We start from the raw sequence: 20,003 nt of genomic DNA, 5'->3' as shown, positions 1-20,003 counted from the left end.
TTCTGCTATTTCTGGCCTGGTATAGGGCCACCCTGTGTTTTCTTCGATTGTGAGTCAAAATAATAATTAACCCTTTTGCGCGGATTCAGGTAATTGAAGATTGCCCTGGGCAATAGACCTGGCCTGATGCTGGCATTGATGGATAATTCCTTACTCTCTTCTGCGAGATCCAGAATGATTGCATCTTCCTTGGGAATCTCGGCGTCATACACCAGCACGCGTGGCCGCAAGGGCTTGCCTACATTCACGTTCATGACCAGACCAACGGCCTCATTTGATAATCTGACCAGAGTACCAGGTGGATATACCCCCAGGCTCTTCACCAGGGTAGCCATGATGGCAGCATCAAACTGTGAACGCCTGTGTGCATACATGGTCGATAAGGCTTCATGCGGGGTCAATGACTGCTTGGGGTCATTGTGATTGCACAAATTATCGTACACATTGGCGATCGTCACAATACGCGTATGCATGCTGATTGCGTCTCCCTTCAACTGACGAGGGTAGCCGCTACCATCCATGAATTCATGATGCTGGGCAATCACGTCCAGCACCACTGGTGGCAAGCCTGCCTTCTTGCCAACCTCAACCCCATATTCAGGATGTAGCTCAAAGAAATTTTGCTCGGGCCTGGTCAGTGGCTCTGTCTTGTTAACGATATGCTCAGGCACGTTGACCTTGCCCAGATCATGGAACAGAGAGGCAATACCTATTTCCCTGATCATTTCATCGCTGCATTTCATTTCATTGGCCAGCATCATCGCCAGCACAGAAACATTCAATGTATGAAAATACAATTCCTCATTGCCCGCTGTCTGTTGTATCAGGTGCATGACGGTGTCGTTGCCGCTGAGTAGCACTTCTGACATGCTATCGACCAGCTTGCCTGCTTCGATGATGGTTTCTTTGGGTCTGGAAAAAATCAGGCGGTTGATATTTTTGACCACGCTGGCAGCCTGCACGAATTTTTCTTCACAGCGGGCGATTTCATCGCGCTGCTTTTGCAGTTTTTCAAATCGGGCACGCTTGGCATCCATGATGCTGGCGTACACCTTTTTGGGTGCGGTATCGGGCAAGCTGGCAGGTGCAGCGTGGGGAGTATTAAGCGGCTTGGCAGCGACAGGATCAGACTTGGACGGGATATAGCGTACGTGCTTGAGCTTGAGCGCGATCAGGTCGTCAATCTGATGTTGACTGGTGATCTTGAACGAATTCATCGGAAAAGAATGCTGGAACCAACTCAGGTCGAGTTTGATGAACATTCCAATCCGGATCTGATCAATCACAATTAGCTGGCTATCATCAGACATGGGGACGCAATAATAAGTATTTCTATTGACGATAGCATACGCCCCCCTCATTTGCAAAAACCTTAGCTCAGGAGAAACAATTTCTGACGATGCTGCTGCGATTAGCGCAGAAACAGCAGGCTTTTGCCCGCTCAACGTTATAATCCCTGTCCTGTACATTTTGAAAAGTGAGTCGCCGTGTCCGATCGCCTTGCCGTCCTGCCCCAATATTTAATGCCCAAACAGGCACTGACCGTGTTTGCCGGTAAAGTTGCCAGTGCCAAGGCAGGCAAGCTCACCACCAGCCTGATACGCTGGTTTGTCGGCAAATACAATGTGAATATGCAGGAAGCGGCCAATCCTGACATCGCCAGCTATGCCAGCTTCAATGAATTTTTCACCCGCCCGCTGCGGGAAGGTGCCCGCCCTCTCGCCAGCAGCGCCCTGTTATGTCCTGTCGATGGCGCTATCAGCCAGTTCGGACCTATACAAAAAGACCAGATATTCCAGGCCAAAGGGCATAGCTATAGCACTACCGCCCTGGTCGGTGGCGACAGCAAGCTGGCCTCACTGTTTGAAGATGGCAGCTTTGCCACTCTGTACCTGAGCCCGCGCGACTACCACCGTATACATATGCCTTGCGATGGCCGTCTGACGCGCATGATCTATGTGCCAGGAGCATTGTTCTCGGTTAATCCAACCACGGCACGCGGTGTGCCCGGCTTGTTTGCCCGCAATGAACGCGTGGTATGTGTATTTGAATCCGCCTTTGGTCCTTTTGTACTGACGCTCGTAGGTGCCACCATCGTCGGCAGCATGGCCACTACCTGGCATGGCATCGTCAACCCACCCCGCAGTGCCGAGGTGCGCGAGTGGCGCTACGATGACCAGCAAATCAAGCTAAAAAAGGGCGAAGAAATGGGCAAGTTCCTGCTTGGTTCAACCGTAGTCATGCTCTTCCCCAAAGGGACGGCGGAGTTCAACCCGGCCTGGTCTCCTGCCAAGGCGATCAGCATGGGTGAAGCCATGGCTGAACATCCTGCCAGATAATATAGACCATAGACACCCGAGCACCCAAACATCCAGAACGGCCCTCCCTCAGCACTGCACCTCAGACACTTGCCCAGGCATTTCCATACCGGACCATGTCTGGGTAAGCAACTCAAGCTCCCTCATATACAGAAGTAGTCATCACTTGCCTAAAGCATTGCTTTCAAGCCAATTCTCCTGCGTATTTAGTTTGCCACTTTAATGAGCAGAGCCAAAGTAAACCTTGAACTGATGAATATCAATAAAAAACACTTGCCAAACATGTTCGAATATTCAATAATCTAAATAAGAATTGTTATCGTTTAGATTTGCAAGGTAAAATATGACTACAAATGATGCTATTCACCAGGATGCTGATCTATCCGATGCAGCAGTAGCGACAAGAAAAACTGTTGCAACGAATCATGCTTCAAAAGAAGTGCCGCGTATCAAGAGCGGTGACTTGATGCAGCAAAAGCGTGAGTTGGAAATTGATCATGCGGGTCGCATTTACCGACTGCGCATTACGCAACTGAACAAGCTGATATTGACAGCCTGAAACGCTGATCATACTTGGAGACTGGACATGCCAGGTGGAACGCTGATGAACGAAGAATTATCGGGTTTGACTGCCACATCCAAGCAGCCTGAACTGCTGGTTTCTGCGGTATTGCACCTGATGTCGCATTACACAGTCAACAGCACGAATAGTGCGACGCAGGAAGAGGCTGAGCAAGCCAGCACCAGGCTGGCATCAGTCATAGAAAGACATTTGAATGCGCTGGCGAATTTGCCGGATCTGGCCCCTGTGCTCAAAGCCACTTGCCAGCAATTATCCGAACAATGGGCCAGCCTGGTAGAAAAGAAGGCAGCGCAAAAAACCAGATTGCGCAAATTAGGCTGGTTACTGGCTTTCTCTGGTAAAAATTTGCATTAATGGAGTAGCTTCATGATTGTATGTGTTTGCAATAATGTATCGGAAAAGAAAATTCATCAGGCTGTCGCCATGGGTGCCAGCACGATGGCCGAACTGCGCGAGCAACTCGATGTAGGCACTTGCTGCGGCAAATGCGCAGGTTGCGCACGCAAAGTCATGCGCCAGTGCCTGGATGAGCAAAGCAATAATGCATCCGGCTTCCAGAATTTCATTCAACAACTACACTTCCAGCCCAACGCCGTCACTGCGTGAGGTTTACCATGTCCACACTCACCCTACAACAAGCCCCACAAGACTTTGCCGCCCCCAAATCCCGTATCCTGTCGCTTGCTGCCATTGTCGCGGCGCACCTGGCCCTGTTTTATGCCCTGCAACATGGTCTGCTGACGCATGCGGTGCAAATGCTGCCCAAAGAAGTCGTCATGACTTTTGTCGAGCCACCTGCAGTAAAATCAGAACCACCACCCAAGCCCGTCCCTCTGAAAAAACTGACGACAGTACAAGTACCCGTACCTGTGGTCCCGCACATTGTTCCAGCGGTAGAAATACCGGCCGATGTACACCAGATTACGACCCAGGCAGCTCCTCCTGCACCACAACCGGCACCAGTAGCAGCAAAAGTGGAAACTGCCCCGGCACCAGCCGCTCCGGCACAGCCAAAACAAATCAGCGCCGTTGAATATGTGCGCGCGCCGCAGGCAGACTATCCAGCGATGTCCAGACGCATGGGCGAAGAAGGCAAAGTAACCTTGCGTGTACTCGTCAATGAAAAAGGCCAGGCAGAAAAAGTCGACGTGCAAAAATCATCCGGCTCGAACCGCCTCGACGAAGCCGCCAAAGTAGCAATCCTGCGCGCCATTTTCAAACCTTATCTCGAAGATGGCAAAGCCCTGACCGTGATTGCCACGGCAACGATCAGCTTCTCACTGAGCAGCTAAAAAATCCCCTCCCCGGGACAAGCCAGATTGCGGCAATTGCGCGATCTGGCTTTTTTTATTTCTGCCGGAATCTATGCACTGGCGGTAGATAAAGTTCCTCCTGTCAAATCGGAAAACTTTGCATCTCTTTCCAACTACCGGACTATGGTATCTTGATCTGTAGATTGAATTAACTGGAGATCAGGAATGCAGCCAGATGACGACAGTGCTGACTGGATACGTATCCGCAGAGACCCGGACACAGGGATAGAAAGCGTCCACGCGCATTTCCATGGGCATGCTTACGACGCACATGATCACGACGAAATGCTGGTTGGCGTTACACAACAGGGAATACAGCGCTTCAATTGCCATGGTTCAGTACACACCAGCGTTCGCGGGCGATCCATACTGATTGAACCCGGTGCTGTACACGACGGTCATGCACCTGAGCGGAATGGCTTCACCTACGCAATGTTGTATCTTCCTCAAACCTGGGTAAATGGTATGACCCAGCGACTGGGCCTGGGAGACGCCTCGTCGCTACAGGGCGCATTCCGGCATACTTTGGCGGATGACGCCATGTTGAGCAATATGACCATGCGAGCATGGCAGTCCATCCATTTTGCTGAAGGCCGCCTGGCGCGTGACGAAAGCCTGGACCATCTAATTTCACTGCTTTCCAGCCATCTGTACAAACGTCCACTATCAATCAAACAAGATTCCAATAACGAAATGGCACGTGTCCGCGACTATCTTCATGCGATGATGCCGGACAATATCGGGCTGGACGAGCTGGCGGCGCATTCCGGCATAGACCGCTTCCGCCTGACCCGGCAATTCAAGCGTGCCTTTGGCCAATCACCTCACGCCTACCTGATAAGACTGCGCTTGCGTGTCGCAAGGGCTTTGTTAGCCTCAGGAAAAACAGCGGCAGAAGTCGCGTCAGAAGTTGGTTTCGCCGATCAGAGCCACCTGACGCTATGGTTCCGGCGTGCCTACCGGCTCACTCCCGCTGATTATCAACGACAGTGCACAAATCTTACAGACTGACCTAGTAGGGCACTCCTATCATATTGTTTTACTCAAAGGAGCGCCTGATGTTCGATACCAAAGTAGCCATCATTATTCGCAACGATCTGCCTGCCTGGCAACGTATGAACGTGGTCGCCTTTCTGGCGACCGGTATAGCATCTGCAGCCCCAGAGGCCATGGGAGAAGCTTATGTCGATGCCAACGGCCATTCCTACGGAAAAATGTTCGGTCAGCCCATACTGATTTTCGAGGCTGAGCTTGCAGGTTTACAAGCTGCACATCAGGTGGGCCTTGCCCGTGACATTACGGTATTGCCCTACGTGTTCGCCATGTTCTCCACCGGTCATGACGAGGTCAACCGCAAGGTATTTGCTGAAGAAGATCCGGCAAACATGAACCTGGTAGGACTGGCTTTACGTGGGCCAAAGAAAGCGATAGACAAAACAGTAAAAGGAATGTCATTGCACAAGTAATCAACGCCAGTACCAGCTTAAAACATGCAAGGATTTCGGTGAAAGAAACTGGAGGCGGTTCCAGTCGCCGGAGACATCAATCCACATTCTACTATGCGATAAGGCAAGCACTTTGCTGTAGCTCTCACGCTTGTCGCATTTCCCTGCATTATTTTTGAGCTCACCCCGGTTTGGCTTGAGCAGCTTTAAGTGATTCAGGCACGCTTCTGAGCAAACGGCTGGATGGCGTGTCGTCGCCCATGAGCAGGTCTGCACTGTTTTTGGCAGGCGACATGGGCACAGCCTTCGACGAGTTCAGTGGGACTGATGGTCCGTCAGGCAGATCAAGTTTGATATCCTTCGTCAATGCATGGCTGGTGACAGGACTTACAGGCGGAGCAGGGTTGGGATGCGCGTTTGGATCGAAAGCTGCAGGCTGTTTCTTGCCATCGCTGGTATCGACATAAGAGAAGGCTTTGTTGTCTGAAAATTTTACATTCTGATTGATCAGGTCTTGTTGCAAGCCCAGTCGCTTCATGTCGAACTGCACTTCCGGGGTGGCGTATTTCTTGTCAGTTTTGTGATAATAATCCTGATACGCTTTCTCATTGTTACCAGCAACATTGACTGCCCAACTACCGTAGAAGTTGGCGTAATCGAGATTGTGATTTGACCCAAGGCGAGAAACGTTTCCTGGTTTATCAAAGTAATACTTGCCCATGGCAGCGACATTTTCCTTCGAGAAGGACATGGTCATATCTGCATCGGCAGTCAAGCCGGGCTTCATCGCATAACCAAGATTTGGCCGGACGCCAGTCACGTCAATAAAATCCTTCATACGCCCTGGGGAGGTGTTGTAGATATCCTTGAGGGTCGCGTCGGGATTGTCTTTTCTGGCTTGCGAAACAGTCGCATTGAATCCTCCGATATGCGCGGAAGCTTCATCTTTACGGGATGACTGGATGAAATCTTCGGTCAGCTTGGTATAGTCGTGTGGCGATGCCTTGCTCTTTGCCAGTGTCGTGGTGCCATCAATGAAATCCTGCGTTATCTTTTTGGTCGCTGCGGCATTGAAAGAATGCTGAATTTCATGCCCCATCACAAAAATCAACTCGGCCTTGTCGCGTGGATTGGTGTCGGCACCTTTGAGCACATCCATCGGTACATTGATGGCTTTTGCGCTCGGGTCATACGAGCCGCCAGTACCAGAGTTGGGCGGCAGGGCCTGAAATTTACTTAAGTAGCCTTTATCGACAGAATCGAGGATACGTTTCTTCAAATCGGGAGAGGCGTCGAGGACCTTGGCCAGGTCATCGCCCGGATTATTATTCGCAGTCTTGTTGGCATTACCGAAGTCCTTGATGATCTGATCAAGCTTTTGCTCAGCAGTCGGCGGTGCCGCATTGGGTTTGTCATTTGGTCCGGTCATATGCCATCCACCTTAAGCGCTAATGGTAATCATGGAGACGCAATCGTGATTTGGCCTTTCTTTGCTTTCTCCACGAATGTCCATATGAATCACAATCTCATCACGTGAGAAACGCCATGTACCGAGACGACCATGTTCGCCATAAACAGGCTTCTGTTGAAAGCCGAACTCGTTAAGTCGTTTTGCATAGGCTTCAAAATCGATTTTGCAGATCGGGGTCATATCGGCGTGGCTATGAGTCTGATCATCGAAGGTAAATAGCAAACGACTACGCTCACTGTCTTTGCTGCCTAAGATCACGGTAATATTAAAAAACCAGGTATCGGTGATTTTTGCTCCAGTCCCATATTCCCTGGAATTTATCGGATCAAAGTAAACCTTGAGGCCAGTCGCCATCTCCAGATTTTTGGCAGAAAAATCTTCTGCTGTCTTGATTTTGCCTATCAGGTCCAGCATACGCTTGCTGATTTCCTCGGCAGTCATTTGCGGCACTTCTGGAGATGCGTTTTGATAATTGGTTTCCATAGATTTCTTGTTGGCGATAGAAGTTGAGGAAGAGACAGTACCCGAAGAATTATTTACCTGTGCCGGTGCATCACGGCTTTGCGCACAAGAGGTCGTCAACATGGCAAGTAGCGCCGAAGCAAAGACCAGGCGTGGGGTGTTCATACGGCGAATCTTTGCCGGCTCTGCATTTGAAGATGAGGGAGATGATGAAGCAATGGCACTGTATTGCACTATCAGATCCTTTCGGATTATTAACAAGCGAAGAGTTCCGGGCGTTCAAATCAAGAGCGGGCAATATTTTCAAGCAAGGCCAAAAAGATTCGAAAAATTGCCAAATTGGCAAGTGGAGTATAACGCTGCTGGCACTCTCGTCAACGGATGCCCATTCCTACAACACAGGGCACTTTCATGATGCAGAAAACCATGGTCAGCGATCGGCCAGATCCTGCACTCTTGGATCGTCAGGTGCAAGCTTCAATGCCCGCACACGTAATTTCTGAAATCCGGCATCATCGCCAGATGACCAGTAACAAAGAGCTGAATAAACTAGTGCGGTAATGTTTTTAGGGTCTAGTTCCAGCACTCTTCCGAAAAATCGCACAGCAATCCCGGGCTCAGATGTCATAAGGTCTTCTCCATAAGCAAATAATTCATCAACCGAATATTCATCCCGTATCGAAGTACATAACAGTCTGCGAGCATCCGCATACGCACCAATCAATAGATTATATTTATTCCGAAACTCATCCATACCTGCTTTCAAAGAACACAGAGGCTGCAGTCAAATTTTTTCTACTACATTCAGAATCATAGAAAACTAAATGAGAATAATTGCGCTTCACCTCTTCAATCAGTATCAAAAATATCGTCTCACTCCAGCACTTTATCCAGCAAACTCAGTGATGCAGATGATCTTCATTTTGCAACTGCCACTGAATGATCTATCATGTGATAAAAGTCTGCAAGCATAAAGCTCGTCAGCAAACACCTCACCGACAATATCCATAGCCACAGGAAGGAAAGCCATGAAAGGCGACGCGAAAGTCATCAAACTGCTTAACGCACAACTCACCAATGAATTGAGTGCGATTAACCAGTATTTTTTGCATGCACGCATGTACAAGCACTGGGGCTTTGAAAAAATAGCCAAGAAGGAGTATGAAGAGTCTATCGGCGAGATGAAGCATGCTGACAAGCTCATAGACCGTATCCTCATGCTCGGTGGTTTGCCAAATCTGCAGGCATTGCACAAGCTGATGATAGGTGAAGACACACTGGAGATGCTGCGTTGCGACCTGAAGCTGGAAGTTGCCGCGCAAAAGACCGTCAAGGAAGGCATCGCCACTTGCGAGGCCGTTGGTGATTATGTCTCACGCGACCTGTTCCAGATGATCCTTGAGGATACGGAAGAACATATAGACTGGCTGGAAACGCAGCTGGAGCTGGTAGAAAAAATCGGTATCCAGAATTACTTGCAGTCGCAAATGTCCAGCGAAGAGTAAACCTCTACCTGCTTGCGTCTGGCGCTCAATGAGGCCAGACAAATCAAAAGGGATTTAGCTAGCGCTACATCCCTTTTGATTTTGAATTTGCCTGCTTTAAATCTCGCTTGCTTGCAGAGCGATGCGCTTATTGTGGCAAAGTGTCTTTGAAAGAAGCGCGTTCGGACAACTTATCAAATAATTTAGCCAGATTAGGGTAATCGTCGCGCCAGTCTATCTCCGGGAAGCGGAAGCTCAGCCAGCCCAGTGCGCAAGCTACGCTGATATCAGCGAGGGTCAGGTGGGTACCGGTGCAGAATGCGGTATCGCCAAGGCCGCTGGACATGGATTTCAGGCCAGCATGGACCTTGCTCATTTGGCGGTCTATCCATTCCTGGCTTTGCTGTTCCGCCGGACGCAAGGTTTTTTCCAGGCGCACCAGAATGGCGGCATCCATGATGCCGTCTGCCAGCGCTTCCCAGCATTTGACTTCCACACGTTCACGACCCTGGGCGGGAATGAGTTTGCCGACGGGGGTCAGTGTGTCGATGTATTCAACGATGACGCGCGAGTCAAACATGGCACCGCCGTCTTCCATCAAAAGGCAGGGTACTTTTCCCAGCGGGTTGGATTGCTGTATCGTGGTGTCTGCTGCCCACACGTTTTCTTGCACAAAAACGTAATCAAGTTTTTTCTCCGCCATGACAACGCGGACTTTTCTGACAAAAGGACTAGTGGTGGAGCCAATAAGTTTCATAGGAATCTGGTAGTAGGTTTAGCGCGGATTATAGCATCGCCAGCCTGTAAACCCATGCCTGCGGGGCTGACGTGCGGAGCAGCAACATCACTACGATTCTATAATTTGAACGCATTCAAATGGTAAAATCGTGTATTCGGTGCAAAAAAAACTGTATTTGCACAACAATTGTAAATTTTTGCCAAATCATGGTGATTTGCAAAATCTACACTTTTGTTGTTTTTTGCGCAAGGCTTTCTGTCATTCCATCTCTATAGTCCATCATGTCCCTATCCTCACTCTCTGCTCTCTCTCCACTCGACGGTCGTTATGCAAGCAAGGTCGATGCCTTGCGCGCCACTTTATCTGAAGCTGGCTTCATGCATCACCGTGTTAAAGTTGAAGTGTCCTGGCTGCAAGCTTTGTCACAAGCCGGTTTCGATGAGATCAAGGCTTTTTCTCCTGCGGCAAATGCCTTGCTCGACAAACTCGTTGCCGGTTTTTCTGAGACCGATGCACAACGCATCAAGGAAATTGAAGCCGTCACCAATCATGACGTCAAGGCTGTGGAATACTGGCTCAAGGAACAAGTCAAGGATGTGCCTGAGCTGGTTGCTGCCAGCGAATTCATCCACTTTGCCTGTACTTCTGAAGACATCAACAACACTTCTCACGGCATGATGTTGAAAACAGCGCGCAATGAGGTGATGCTGCCAGCACTGCAAAGACTGATCAGCAAGCTGACAGAAATCGCGCATGCAAATGCTGATGTGCCTATGCTGTCCCGCACCCATGGCCAGACAGCCAGCCCAACTACCCTGGGCAAGGAAATGGCCAACGTCGTTGCACGTCTGCAGCGCGCCATCAAGCGTATAGAACAGGTAGAAATCCTGGGCAAGATGAATGGCGCAGTAGGCAACTACAATGCCCACCTGTCTGCCTACCCGCAGCATGACTGGGAAAGCTTCTCCAAAAACGTCGTGGAGCAGCGCCTGGGCCTGACCTATAACCCTTACACGATACAGATCGAGCCGCATGATTATATGGCCGAGATGTTTGATGCCTTCGCACGCGCCAACACTATCCTGCTGGACTTGAACCGCGACATCTGGGGATATATCTCTGTCGGTTATTTCAAGCAAAAAACCAAAGCGGGTGAAATTGGTTCATCCACCATGCCGCATAAAGTCAATCCTATCGACTTTGAAAATTCCGAAGGCAACCTGGGTCTGGCGAATTCGCTGCTGCGTCATCTGTCAGAAAAATTGCCGGTGTCCCGCTGGCAGCGCGACCTGACTGACTCTACCGTCTTGCGCAATATCGGTGTGGCATTCGGCTACACTCTGCTGGCCTACGACAGTTGCCTGCGCGGCCTGAACAAACTGGAAACCAATCCTGAACGTCTCGCTGCAGACCTCGATGCGACCTGGGAAGTATTGGCAGAGCCGGTACAAACCGTGATGCGCCGTTATGCAGTAGAAAACGCTTACGAGCAATTGAAAGAACTGACACGCGGCAAAGGCATCACCAAAGCCGCCTTGCAAGAGTTTGTTGAAGGCCTGGCTATCCCGCGCGATGCCAAGGATTTGCTGCTGGCAATGACACCGGCGAACTACACCGGTATTGCAGCGAAACTGGCAAAAGCGATTTAAGGTTTAAAGACCAAAAGGCTCACCACAGAGGCACCGAGACACAGAGGTAGCACAGAGAAAATCGAAGAAAGCCCCAAAAATATCAAAGCTAACTTGCATGTTTTTCTCTTGCCTTTCTCTGTGTCTCGGTGCCTCTGTGGTTAATGTGGTCTTGATTCACACAACTTATTTCTGCGAACGGAACGGGAACATCAGCTGTTTCACGAAGCCGTCCGGCATATAGTCACCCTGCACGCCATACTTCTCAGGGAAGCCCTTTTGGCCCTTGATCGCCGTACCAAACAGATGATCAAGGAAGGCATAATGAGCTGCATAATTCCTGTCTATCGCCACATCATCTGATGAGTGGTGCCAGTGATGAAAGTCAGGTGTGACGATCACATACTTGATTGGGCCCCATGGCAGATGCACATTCGCATGGTTGAATACGGCCTGGAAGCCAACCACTATGATATAGACATCCATGACAGTCTTGTCAAAACCCAGCACGTACAAAGCACCGAGCACGCCAACGCGGGTGCAGATCAACTCCAGGATATGCTGACGCGAACCGGCCAGCCAGTCCATGGTTTTGGCTGAATGATGGACGGCATGGAACCGCCACAGGAAAGGAATCTCATGATAGGCGCGGTGGGTCCAGTACTGCACCATGTCGGCAGTCAGAATACACAGCAGTAATTGCGGGAAGAACCAGATAGACTGCACAAAATCACGCACGCTGTCATGTGCCATCCAGCCAAACAAACGGTGAATGGCAAAGTTGACGGTCAACAAGGCCAGCCCGACGATGAAGTGATTGACGGCAAAATGCACCATGTCGGTTTGCCATTCACGACGGAAGATCAATTGTCCCCTGTACAGCGGAAAGATTTTTTCGATAACGACGAAAATGATGGTCGAACCCAGCAAATCGAGAATGAACCAGTCCAGGCCTATATATGGCGTGTGATCAGGAAAATCCGCCACAGGCACATGTGATCCGCCAAAAGCCACGGCACCAATGACCAGAACTGCTGCCACCGCATTCAAACCACGGCGGCGATTAAACAGTATATTCAATAAACTGATCACGCCAGAGAGCACCAGCGCAGCAAATAGAATATGGCGTATGACGTCCGGGGAATAGTTTTTACGCAATTCAGGCGTGGTCAGATACTGCGGGAAGTGGAAAGCTATCACGCCCAGCAAACACAGGAAAGCCAGCGTCAATGCCAGCACGCCACTGGCCAGGCCTGTGCCCGGTTTCAATGGCCCGCTCTGGTCCAGCAAGCCTGTGGTTTCAGTGACGGCACCTGCTACGTTGCCAAGTACGGTTTTGGCAGGATCGACTAATAGTTTACCTAGGGATTTTTCTGGAATTTCTGGTTTCATTATTGATATGATGAATTGGCAAGTAAGCCAATGATAAATGAATGCCTTAATGGCAGGGGAAAAACCTTTTTATGGCAAATTGCGCGGAGATTCCGGGCAAAGTATAGCCGCAAGACTCAGTTTCAAGAACAAAATGTAGCAGCTGCTTACATATTATTCGCTTAAAAATTGGGCGGCTCTCAGCAGACTTTCTTTTTTTGCGCTATATTAGTTCTACTTCGAACTAATTATCTCTTTCATCAGAGGAGCAAGCATGGCAGCCACTCAAAGATATTCCAATTTCAGCATCGCTCTGCACTGGTTGATTGCCATTCTGATCATCATTGCCTTTATCCTCGGCAATATCATGGTTGATATGCGTATCAGCCCGACCAAGTTGCAATATTTCTCCTACCATAAGTGGCTGGGTGTAACGGTACTTGCTTTTGTTGCCATACGTCTCATCTCCCGCCTCATGAGCAAGGCACCGCCTTACCCTGAGAATATGGGCAAAGTCCAGACACAGCTGGCGAATGCGACTCATATCCTGCTGTATGTACTGATGTTCGCTGTGCCCTTGTCTGGTTATTTCTACACCCTGGCAGCGGGCTATCCGGTAGTCTATCTGGGATTATTCGAATTACCAGTATTAATAGCTCCCAACCCGGAAATCAAGGGGACTTTAAAAGAATTGCATGAAATTTTAAACAATGTCATGTTCGTTCTGGTCTTACTGCATGTCGCGGCGGCGCTCAAGCACCATTTCTACGATAAAGACGGGCTCTTGAATCGCATGCGTCCCCGTTTTTAATTTTTCCAGGCTAATCCATTTAGTTAATTCTTCTTATTTTTAAGCAGGTACAAGTATGTCCACCTATTCCACGAAAAAAATCGCTATTTCTGCTGCTGCCGCCTTGCTGATCGCCAGCCCGGCCATCGCCGCCATCCTCAAAGTCGATAGCGCAAAAAGCACAGTGAACATTGTGTTCAAGCAAATGAATGTACCCGTTGATGCCAAATTCAAAAAAATTGCGGCCAACATTGATTACGACAACGCAAAACCTGAAGCATCCAAAGCAACAGTAGATATTGATGTTGCCAGCTTTGACCTTGGTGACGCTGAATACAATAAAGAAGTCCTGAAGAAGGAATGGTTCAACGCTGCTGCTTTTCCTAAAGCCAGCTTTGTCTCCACTTCCATGAAAACTGGTGCAGCAGGCAAGCTGGATGTCACCGGCAAGCTCAGCATCAAGGGTAAAACCGTGGATGTCAGCTTCCCTTTAAGCGTAAAGAAAGAAGGCAATAGCCAGGTCTTTGACGGCAGTCTGCCTATCAAGCGCCTCACTTTCAACATTGGTGAAGGTGAATGGAAAGACACCGGCATGGTTGCCGATGAAGTACAGATCAAGTTTCATGTAGTAACAAACCCGTAATACCTAGTATCAAGCAAGTACCCCCAACACTTTTAATCAAACAAATTTTCGCCACTCAGGAGTCATCTATGAAAATCGCTAAACTTATCGCCGCCGCAATGTTGATCAGCACTGCACCTGCATTTGCCCAGACTTACAACATCGAACCTAATCATACTTACCCTAGCTTCGAAGCTGACCACATGGGCATTTCTGTATGGCGCGGCAAGTTTACAAAAACCAGCGGCAAGATCGTGTTGGACCGCGCTGCAAAAACCGGTACTGTAGATATCACTATCGATGCTAATTCCATTGACTTTGGTCATGAGAAAATGAATGAACATGCAAAAGGTAAAGACATGTTCAATGTTGCGCAATTCCCTACTGCGACTTACAAAGGCACATCCATTAAATTTAATGGCGACACACCAGTTGCTGTTATCGGTGAATTGACTTTGCTGGGTGTAACCAAACCTGTCACTTTGACGATCAATAAATTCAAGTGTATCGACCATCCTTTCTTCAAGAAAGAAGCTTGCGGTGCAGATGCTACAGCAGAATTCAAACGTACTGATTTTGGCCTGAGCTACGGTACACCACGTTTTGCACCAGAAGTAAAACTGGCTATCCAGGTAGAAGCAATCAAGGCTGATTAATTATTGAATTAGTTGCAGTCCCTGGTGTGATGCGTTCGGCGCATCACACCATAATCCTCACAAACTATTTATGGGCGAACGTTACCTGCGCAGCATACGATTACTGTCGGAGTGCATGCAATTATTTGAACAGGCTTCTGCCAGGAATGTGCGCAAGCTTGGTTTTACGCATTCGCAATTCGATATCATCGCGACCCTGGGCAATACGCCAGGTATGACCTGCAAAGAGCTAGGCGAAAAAACCCTGATCACCAAGGGCACCCTGACAGGCGTGCTCGATAGGCTCGAACAAAAGGGCCTGGTGCAACGTGAGCGCGGTAATGATGATCGCCGCCAGTTATTCATCAAACTGACACCTGTGGGTGAAGCCACCTTTGATGATATCTTCCCCCAGGTCGTGCAATCCGGCAAACAGCGCTTCAAGACTTATACTGAAGATGATTACCTGAATCTGGAAAACAGTTTGCTCAAACTCAGGCAGCATTTGCAGGAAGACGATTGCAACTAAGCAATCGCCAGAAAATCAGTTCGAGTATCCCTGCCTGTCCGCAAGCTGATTGCCTGCGGACAGAATTCAGCATTTATTTCACCGGCAAGGCATCACCAACGATAGGCCCGCTACCGCTGAAACGGTCCAGTGCCAGATAAATCACGGGTGTAATGAACAGGGTAATTGCCTGTGAAAAAATCAAACCACCCACCACCGCAAGCCCGAGAGGCTGGCGCAATTCAGCACCGGCACCCAAACCCAGTGCAATCGGCAAAGCTCCAACCAGCGCAGCCAGTGTGGTCATCATGATGGGGCGGAAGCGTTGTATGCAGGCTTCACGTATTGCCTCTGGTGGCGTCATATTGTGATGCCTTTGCGCATCAAGCGCAAAATCGATCATCATGATCGCATTCTTCTTGACGATACCGATCAGCAGCAAGATACCTATCGTGGCGATCAGAGTCAGGTCTTCGCCAAACATCTGCAAGGTCAGCAAGGCCCCTACTGCGGCGGAAGGCAAGCCAGCGAGGATAGTGATAGGGTGTATATAACTTTCATACAATACACCAAGCAATACATAGATCACCAGCAAGGCGGCAACGATCAAAATGACCTGACCTGATTGCGAATCCTTGAACACCGCTGCATCGCCACCATAGGTAGTGATAATGGACGACGGCACTTTGATTTCATCGCGGTATTTTTCTATGCGGTTAGTCGCCTCGCCCAGGGCTGTGCCGGGTGCCAGGTTGAAAGATACCGTCACCGCCTGCAATTGCCCTACGTGATTGATCGCGGTCGGCCCTACCGTGCGTTTGACGGTAGCAATACTGGAGAGCGGTACCAGAGTACCAGTATTACCGCGTACATAGATACCATTGATGGCGCTTTCATCTTTCTTCGCATCTGGCGCCACTTCCATGATGACCTGGTAGCTATCAACATTGGTATACATCGTCGATATCTGACGTTCGCCAAAAGCGCTGTACAGTGCCGAACGTATGCTGTCCATGGACACGCCCAGTGCATTCGCGCGGTCACGGTCAATATTGATACTGGCCTGCAAACCCTTCAATTGCGAGTCTGTGGTGACATCCTTGAAACCGGGGTCAGTACGCAATTTTTCTTGCAGCTTGATGGCCCAGTCGCTGAGTGAACCAGCTTCCACACTTTGCAAAATGTATTGGTACTGGCTCTTGCTGGGGCGGCCACCCAATTGCAAGTTTTGGGTAGGACGCAGGAAAACGGCAATACCAGGAACCTCATTAAGTTTCTTGCGCAAACCTTCAACAACGTCCTTCATCGGCTTGCGTTCACCACGTGGCTTCAGGTTGACGAACATGCGACCTGTATTTTGCGAACCACTGCCACCATTGAAAGAAGTTGCAGTAGCCACATTAGGATCATCACGTATGATCTTGGCGACCCTGTCCTGCAAGCTGACCATGGCTGGGAAAGAAGTTTCTTCTGCCGCCTCGGTCGAGACATTGATCTGACCTATATCTTCTTGGGGGAAGAAACCCTTGGGGATGATATTGAACAGATAGGCCGTGGCAGCAAAGGTTGCCAGAGCGATCAGCAGCACCAGTTTGCGGTGGCGCAATGCCAGGTCCAAACCACGGGTATAAGCACGCAAGGACGCATCGAAACTGCTTTCAAATACATGCAACATCGCAGCCATTGCCTTTGGCGGTTCTTTCAGTTCATGCTCACTTTTCAGAAAACGGCTGGCCAGCATGGGCACCAGCGTCAAAGAAACGAATGCTGAGGCGACGATGGCCAGACTGACGATGACGGCAAACTCATGGAATAGCTGACCAATGACGCCAGGCATGAAGAAGATGGGAATGAATACCGCCACCAGCGAAGTCGAAATCGAAATGATGGTGAAGCCCACTTCACGCGAACCCTGCAATGCGGCCTTGAAAGGCGGCTCGCCATTTTCGACGTGGCGCATGATGTTTTCCAGCATGACGATGGCGTCATCGACCACCAGGCCCACAGCCAGTGTCAGCCCCAGCAACGAAACATTATCCAGCGTATAGCCAAAGCCCCATAAAAGAGCAATTGAACCAACCAGCGACACAGGCAAAGACAGCGTCGGAATGATGGTTGCGACCATGCGGCGCAAGAACAGGAAAATGACTATCACCACCAGGAATATCGTCAGCAATAAGGTCAGGTTCACGTCATGCAAAGCATCACGAATGGAGACGGACCTGTCATTCACCAGATTCATTTTGACGGAAGCTGGCAATTGCGCTTTGAAGCCAGGCAAGGCCGCCTTGATGGAATCGACCACCTTGACGGTGTTGGCATCAGTCTGCCTTTGTATTGCCAGGGTAATCGAACTTTCGCCATTAAAATTGGCGTTGGTTTTGACTTGCTCGTAGCTGTCTTCAACCGTGGCAACTTCACGCAGGCGCACGACTTGTCCACCTTTGTTGCTGACCACGAGATTGGCAAATTCTGCGGCGCTTTGCATTTGCTTGTTGGCCAGCAGCGTCAGAGTCTGCTTGTCGCCATCCAGCGTACCGACTGGCGTGTTTGCATTCGAGGTACGGATGGACGCTGACAATTCATCGAGTGTCAGGTTGCGTGCCTGCAAGGCATCTGGCATCACGCGTATGCGCACGGCATAACGCTTGATACCAAAAATATTTACCTGGGCCACACCTTCGAGCGTCGACAAACTGGGCGAGATCAAATGCTCGGCATAGCTGGTCAGTTCAGCAAGACTCAGCGATGGCGATGTCAGTGCAATGAACAACACAGGCGCATCAGCAGGATTGACCTTACGATACGACGGTGGTGACGTCATATCGACTGGCAAAGAGCGCTGCGCACGCAGCAGTGCAGCCTGCACATCCACAGCGGCTGCATCAACATTGCGGTTCTGGTCAAATTCCAGTGTCAGCGAGGTAGAGCCGAGAGTATTACTGGAACTGATGATGGACAGGCCGGGTATGGTAGCAAACTGCTTTTCCAGCGGCAAAGCCACTGAGGTTGCCATGGTCTCAGGACTGGCACCAGGCAGATTGGCATTCACGCTGATGACCGGCGTGTTATAACTCGGTAAAGCCGCGATAGGGATGTAACGGTAAGCCAGGACACCTGCCACGACGATGGACAGGTTCAGCAATACCGTCATGACCGGACGGCGTATGAATAATTCAGACAAATTCATGATGCGCTCGCGGCTGAGGCTGCTGGTGCTGTGGATGCAGCAGGCGCAGCCGTTGCAGATGAAGCGCTGGAAGAAGCACTAACGGAAGCACTGGCAGAAGACTCAGCCTTGCCTGCACCCTTGGCACCCTTGTCTGCTTTGTTACCCTTGCCTTCTTTGCCATCGCCATTACGTTCCTTGACGCTGGCGCCAGGACGCAGGTTTTGTTTTCCATCCAACACGACTTTGGAACCTGCCTCTATGCCAGTAACAACAGCATCATTACCAAAACTGTTGGTCACGACCACGGGCTTCATGATGGCCTTACCTTCGGCATCAACGATATATACAGAGCTGCCACGGGGACCGACGATGACAGCATCCTGCGGCACTACGACGACATCTTTGAGAGTCTGTACGCTGAGCTCGAGATTGGCATAGGCACCAGGCCAGAGTTTCAGTTCCTTGTTGTCAAATACTGCCTTGACCTTGATCGTGCCGGATGCGGCATCCACGGCATTATCGACGAACTGTAATTTACCCTTGAATTTGACCGTCGTGTCCGGCAAATTGGCCATGACATAACTATCGCTGCGTTTCATGCTTTCCAGCGCATCTGGCAAATTGCGTTGTGGCAGCGGGAAAGCAATCGCCACCGGGTCCATCTGAGTAATGCTGACCAGCGGTGTTGCAGTCGCAGGTTGTACCAGGGAACCGGGGAAAACGCTGATGATGCCAGTCCGGCCAGCTGATGGTGCGACGATACGGTTATAGCTGAGCGCAACGCGGGCGGCATTCACCGCTGCCTTGTCGAAAGCAATTACGGCTTGCTGAGCATCGACCTGGGTCTGGCTGGTGTCGGCAACACTTTGGGCAACAAATTTCTTGCTGACCAGATCCTTGTTGCGCACGAGCTGGCGCTGATAGTCGGCCAGCGATGCCAGGTCTTTATCGAGTTGTGCCTGGGCTTTTGCCAGGTTGACTTCATCGACACGGCTATCCAAAGTGAACAAGACATCGCCAGCTTTGACGAACTGCCCTTCCTTGATATGCACCTTGGCGATAGTGCTGCTGACTTGCGGGCGGATATCGACAGTGTTTAATGCGGTGACCACGCCATTGGCAGTAATCCTGACATCATAGTCACGCTTTTGTGCAATGATGGTGGAGACAGTGACTGGACGATTTTGCGCGGCACCGGCTCCGGCAGGACCACTACCACCCGCCTTTGCCGTAGCCCCCTCTCCCGCAGCTTTGTCAGACGACTTGTAATAAGTGTAAGCCGCGCCCGAGGCGGCTGCCAGAGCTGCGACGATGATCAGGGTTTTGAATTTGCTCATATTATTTTTATCCAGTGCAGGAATCGCAAGCAATAAGCTTTTCCACGCGTTTCTTTACGAAGTGTTGACTTCTTACGTCAATTTGCAATTTCTCCTCAGACACAAATCGACCTTAAAAAGTTCAG

The 20,003-nt window shown here is 50.0% G+C and carries 21 protein-coding genes; 13 read left to right on the top strand and 8 right to left on the bottom strand.

The genetic code is table 11. The features are described 5' to 3' along the window. Positions 1-5 precede the first annotated feature (5 nt). The gene (locus UNDYM_RS04705) at positions 6-1,310 is read right to left on the bottom strand and encodes an HD-GYP domain-containing protein (RefSeq protein ID WP_255456529.1); all 1,305 of its coding nucleotides are present in this window, start codon (positions 1,308-1,310) and stop codon (positions 6-8) included. Between the two features lie 177 nt (positions 1,311-1,487). Here UNDYM_RS04705 and asd point away from each other — a divergent pair, with 177 nt between their 5' ends. The 7 genes from asd to UNDYM_RS04670 all read left to right on the top strand — a co-directional run bounded on the left by asd (position 1,488) and on the right by UNDYM_RS04670 (position 5,680). After that, positions 1,488-2,339, top strand: a complete 852-nt coding sequence (gene asd, locus UNDYM_RS04700) for an archaetidylserine decarboxylase (protein ID WP_162039997.1) — start codon at positions 1,488-1,490, stop codon at positions 2,337-2,339. A 322-nt stretch (positions 2,340-2,661) separates the two neighbouring features. Continuing rightward, positions 2,662-2,877: a hemin uptake protein HemP gene (hemP, locus tag UNDYM_RS04695; RefSeq protein WP_162039996.1), complete on the top strand. Its 216-nt coding sequence runs from the start codon at positions 2,662-2,664 to the stop codon at positions 2,875-2,877. A 45-nt stretch (positions 2,878-2,922) separates the two neighbouring features. After that, complete coding sequence (locus UNDYM_RS04690; protein WP_162039995.1) at positions 2,923-3,255, top strand: hypothetical protein; 333 nt, start codon at positions 2,923-2,925, stop codon at positions 3,253-3,255. A 12-nt stretch (positions 3,256-3,267) separates the two neighbouring features. Then, positions 3,268-3,507, top strand: coding sequence for a bacterioferritin-associated ferredoxin (locus UNDYM_RS04685; protein ID WP_162039994.1), 240 nt, complete (start codon positions 3,268-3,270; stop codon positions 3,505-3,507). An 8-nt stretch (positions 3,508-3,515) separates the two neighbouring features. After that, positions 3,516-4,193, top strand: a complete 678-nt coding sequence (locus UNDYM_RS04680) for an energy transducer TonB (protein WP_162039993.1) — start codon at positions 3,516-3,518, stop codon at positions 4,191-4,193. 186 nt (positions 4,194-4,379) lie between these two features. Next, on the top strand, positions 4,380-5,225 hold the full coding sequence (locus UNDYM_RS04675) for an AraC family transcriptional regulator (protein ID WP_162039992.1): 846 nt from the start codon (positions 4,380-4,382) through the stop codon (positions 5,223-5,225). A gap of 47 nt (positions 5,226-5,272) precedes the next feature. Beyond that, positions 5,273-5,680, top strand: coding sequence for a DUF2000 domain-containing protein (locus UNDYM_RS04670; protein WP_162039991.1), 408 nt, complete (start codon positions 5,273-5,275; stop codon positions 5,678-5,680). A 160-nt stretch (positions 5,681-5,840) separates the two neighbouring features. Here UNDYM_RS04670 and UNDYM_RS04665 read toward each other — a convergent pair whose 3' ends face one another. The 3 genes from UNDYM_RS04665 to UNDYM_RS04655 form a co-directional block, all read right to left on the bottom strand. After that, positions 5,841-7,088 (bottom strand): hypothetical protein, encoded by a 1,248-nt coding sequence (locus UNDYM_RS04665; RefSeq protein WP_162039990.1) that lies wholly within the window; start codon positions 7,086-7,088, stop codon positions 5,841-5,843. Between the two features lie 12 nt (positions 7,089-7,100). Continuing rightward, positions 7,101-7,826: a hypothetical protein gene (locus UNDYM_RS04660; RefSeq protein ID WP_162039989.1), complete on the bottom strand. Its 726-nt coding sequence runs from the start codon at positions 7,824-7,826 to the stop codon at positions 7,101-7,103. A gap of 196 nt (positions 7,827-8,022) precedes the next feature. After that, positions 8,023-8,346 (bottom strand): tetratricopeptide repeat protein, encoded by a 324-nt coding sequence (locus UNDYM_RS04655; protein ID WP_162039988.1) that lies wholly within the window; start codon positions 8,344-8,346, stop codon positions 8,023-8,025. A 274-nt stretch (positions 8,347-8,620) separates the two neighbouring features. On the opposite strand from UNDYM_RS04655, the gene bfr reads away from it, so the two are divergent. Continuing rightward, entirely contained in the window at positions 8,621-9,097 is a 477-nt protein-coding gene (bfr, locus tag UNDYM_RS04650; protein ID WP_162039987.1) for a bacterioferritin, read from the top strand. Positions 9,098-9,224: 127 nt separating this feature from the next. On the opposite strand, the gene UNDYM_RS04645 is transcribed toward bfr, so the two are convergent. Beyond that, the gene (locus UNDYM_RS04645; RefSeq protein ID WP_162039986.1) at positions 9,225-9,833 is read right to left on the bottom strand and encodes a glutathione S-transferase; all 609 of its coding nucleotides are present in this window, start codon (positions 9,831-9,833) and stop codon (positions 9,225-9,227) included. Positions 9,834-10,096: 263 nt separating this feature from the next. On the opposite strand from UNDYM_RS04645, the gene purB reads away from it, so the two are divergent. Beyond that, positions 10,097-11,464, top strand: a complete 1,368-nt coding sequence (gene purB, locus UNDYM_RS04640) for an adenylosuccinate lyase (RefSeq protein WP_162039985.1) — start codon at positions 10,097-10,099, stop codon at positions 11,462-11,464. 165 nt (positions 11,465-11,629) lie between these two features. Here purB and UNDYM_RS04635 read toward each other — a convergent pair whose 3' ends face one another. Beyond that, positions 11,630-12,835, bottom strand: a complete 1,206-nt coding sequence (locus UNDYM_RS04635) for a sterol desaturase family protein (RefSeq protein WP_162039984.1) — start codon at positions 12,833-12,835, stop codon at positions 11,630-11,632. Positions 12,836-13,088: 253 nt separating this feature from the next. Between UNDYM_RS04635 and UNDYM_RS04630 the strand changes: the two genes are divergently transcribed. The 4 genes from UNDYM_RS04630 (at position 13,089) to UNDYM_RS04615 (ending at position 15,390) form a co-directional block, all read left to right on the top strand. Further along, positions 13,089-13,625, top strand: a complete 537-nt coding sequence (locus UNDYM_RS04630; protein ID WP_162039983.1) for a cytochrome b — start codon at positions 13,089-13,091, stop codon at positions 13,623-13,625. Between the two features lie 55 nt (positions 13,626-13,680). After that, a complete protein-coding gene (locus UNDYM_RS04625; RefSeq protein ID WP_162039982.1) occupies positions 13,681-14,247 on the top strand; it encodes a YceI family protein in 567 nt (188 codons plus the stop codon). A 68-nt stretch (positions 14,248-14,315) separates the two neighbouring features. Continuing rightward, positions 14,316-14,882, top strand: coding sequence for a YceI family protein (locus UNDYM_RS04620; RefSeq protein WP_162039981.1), 567 nt, complete (start codon positions 14,316-14,318; stop codon positions 14,880-14,882). A 115-nt stretch (positions 14,883-14,997) separates the two neighbouring features. Further along, positions 14,998-15,390 carry a MarR family winged helix-turn-helix transcriptional regulator gene (locus UNDYM_RS04615; protein ID WP_232063693.1) on the top strand — a complete coding sequence of 131 codons (393 nt, stop codon included), beginning with the start codon at positions 14,998-15,000 and terminating at the stop codon, positions 15,388-15,390. Between the two features lie 73 nt (positions 15,391-15,463). On the opposite strand, the gene UNDYM_RS04610 is transcribed toward UNDYM_RS04615, so the two are convergent. After that, positions 15,464-18,559: an efflux RND transporter permease subunit gene (locus tag UNDYM_RS04610; protein ID WP_162039979.1), complete on the bottom strand. Its 3,096-nt coding sequence runs from the start codon at positions 18,557-18,559 to the stop codon at positions 15,464-15,466. Next, a complete protein-coding gene (locus UNDYM_RS04605) occupies positions 18,556-19,878 on the bottom strand; it encodes an efflux RND transporter periplasmic adaptor subunit (protein WP_162039978.1) in 1,323 nt (440 codons plus the stop codon). The genes UNDYM_RS04610 and UNDYM_RS04605 overlap by 4 nt, the downstream gene beginning before the upstream one ends. Positions 19,879-20,003 lie beyond the last annotated feature (125 nt).

Source organism: Undibacterium sp. YM2 (assembly GCF_009937975.1).
GTDB lineage: Bacteria > Pseudomonadota > Gammaproteobacteria > Burkholderiales > Burkholderiaceae_D > Undibacterium.
This window is presented reverse-complemented; position numbering and strand designations above follow the sequence as displayed.

Coding starts and splice junctions, on each gene's coding strand:
- UNDYM_RS04705 (WP_255456529.1), bottom strand. CDS start 1,310: ATGTCTGATGATAGCCAGCTAATTGTGATTGATCAGATCCGGATTGGA.
- hemP (WP_162039996.1), top strand. CDS start 2,662: ATGACTACAAATGATGCTATTCACCAGGATGCTGATCTATCCGATGCA.
- UNDYM_RS04690 (WP_162039995.1), top strand. CDS start 2,923: ATGAACGAAGAATTATCGGGTTTGACTGCCACATCCAAGCAGCCTGAA.
- UNDYM_RS04685 (WP_162039994.1), top strand. CDS start 3,268: ATGATTGTATGTGTTTGCAATAATGTATCGGAAAAGAAAATTCATCAG.
- UNDYM_RS04680 (WP_162039993.1), top strand. CDS start 3,516: ATGTCCACACTCACCCTACAACAAGCCCCACAAGACTTTGCCGCCCCC.
- UNDYM_RS04675 (WP_162039992.1), top strand. CDS start 4,380: ATGCAGCCAGATGACGACAGTGCTGACTGGATACGTATCCGCAGAGAC.
- UNDYM_RS04670 (WP_162039991.1), top strand. CDS start 5,273: ATGTTCGATACCAAAGTAGCCATCATTATTCGCAACGATCTGCCTGCC.
- UNDYM_RS04665 (WP_162039990.1), bottom strand. CDS start 7,088: ATGACCGGACCAAATGACAAACCCAATGCGGCACCGCCGACTGCTGAG.
- UNDYM_RS04655 (WP_162039988.1), bottom strand. CDS start 8,346: ATGGATGAGTTTCGGAATAAATATAATCTATTGATTGGTGCGTATGCG.
- bfr (WP_162039987.1), top strand. CDS start 8,621: ATGAAAGGCGACGCGAAAGTCATCAAACTGCTTAACGCACAACTCACC.
- UNDYM_RS04645 (WP_162039986.1), bottom strand. CDS start 9,833: ATGAAACTTATTGGCTCCACCACTAGTCCTTTTGTCAGAAAAGTCCGC.
- purB (WP_162039985.1), top strand. CDS start 10,097: ATGTCCCTATCCTCACTCTCTGCTCTCTCTCCACTCGACGGTCGTTAT.
- UNDYM_RS04635 (WP_162039984.1), bottom strand. CDS start 12,835: ATGAAACCAGAAATTCCAGAAAAATCCCTAGGTAAACTATTAGTCGAT.
- UNDYM_RS04630 (WP_162039983.1), top strand. CDS start 13,089: ATGGCAGCCACTCAAAGATATTCCAATTTCAGCATCGCTCTGCACTGG.
- UNDYM_RS04625 (WP_162039982.1), top strand. CDS start 13,681: ATGTCCACCTATTCCACGAAAAAAATCGCTATTTCTGCTGCTGCCGCC.
- UNDYM_RS04620 (WP_162039981.1), top strand. CDS start 14,316: ATGAAAATCGCTAAACTTATCGCCGCCGCAATGTTGATCAGCACTGCA.
- UNDYM_RS04615 (WP_232063693.1), top strand. CDS start 14,998: ATGCAATTATTTGAACAGGCTTCTGCCAGGAATGTGCGCAAGCTTGGT.
- UNDYM_RS04610 (WP_162039979.1), bottom strand. CDS start 18,559: ATGAATTTGTCTGAATTATTCATACGCCGTCCGGTCATGACGGTATTG.
- UNDYM_RS04605 (WP_162039978.1), bottom strand. CDS start 19,878: ATGAGCAAATTCAAAACCCTGATCATCGTCGCAGCTCTGGCAGCCGCC.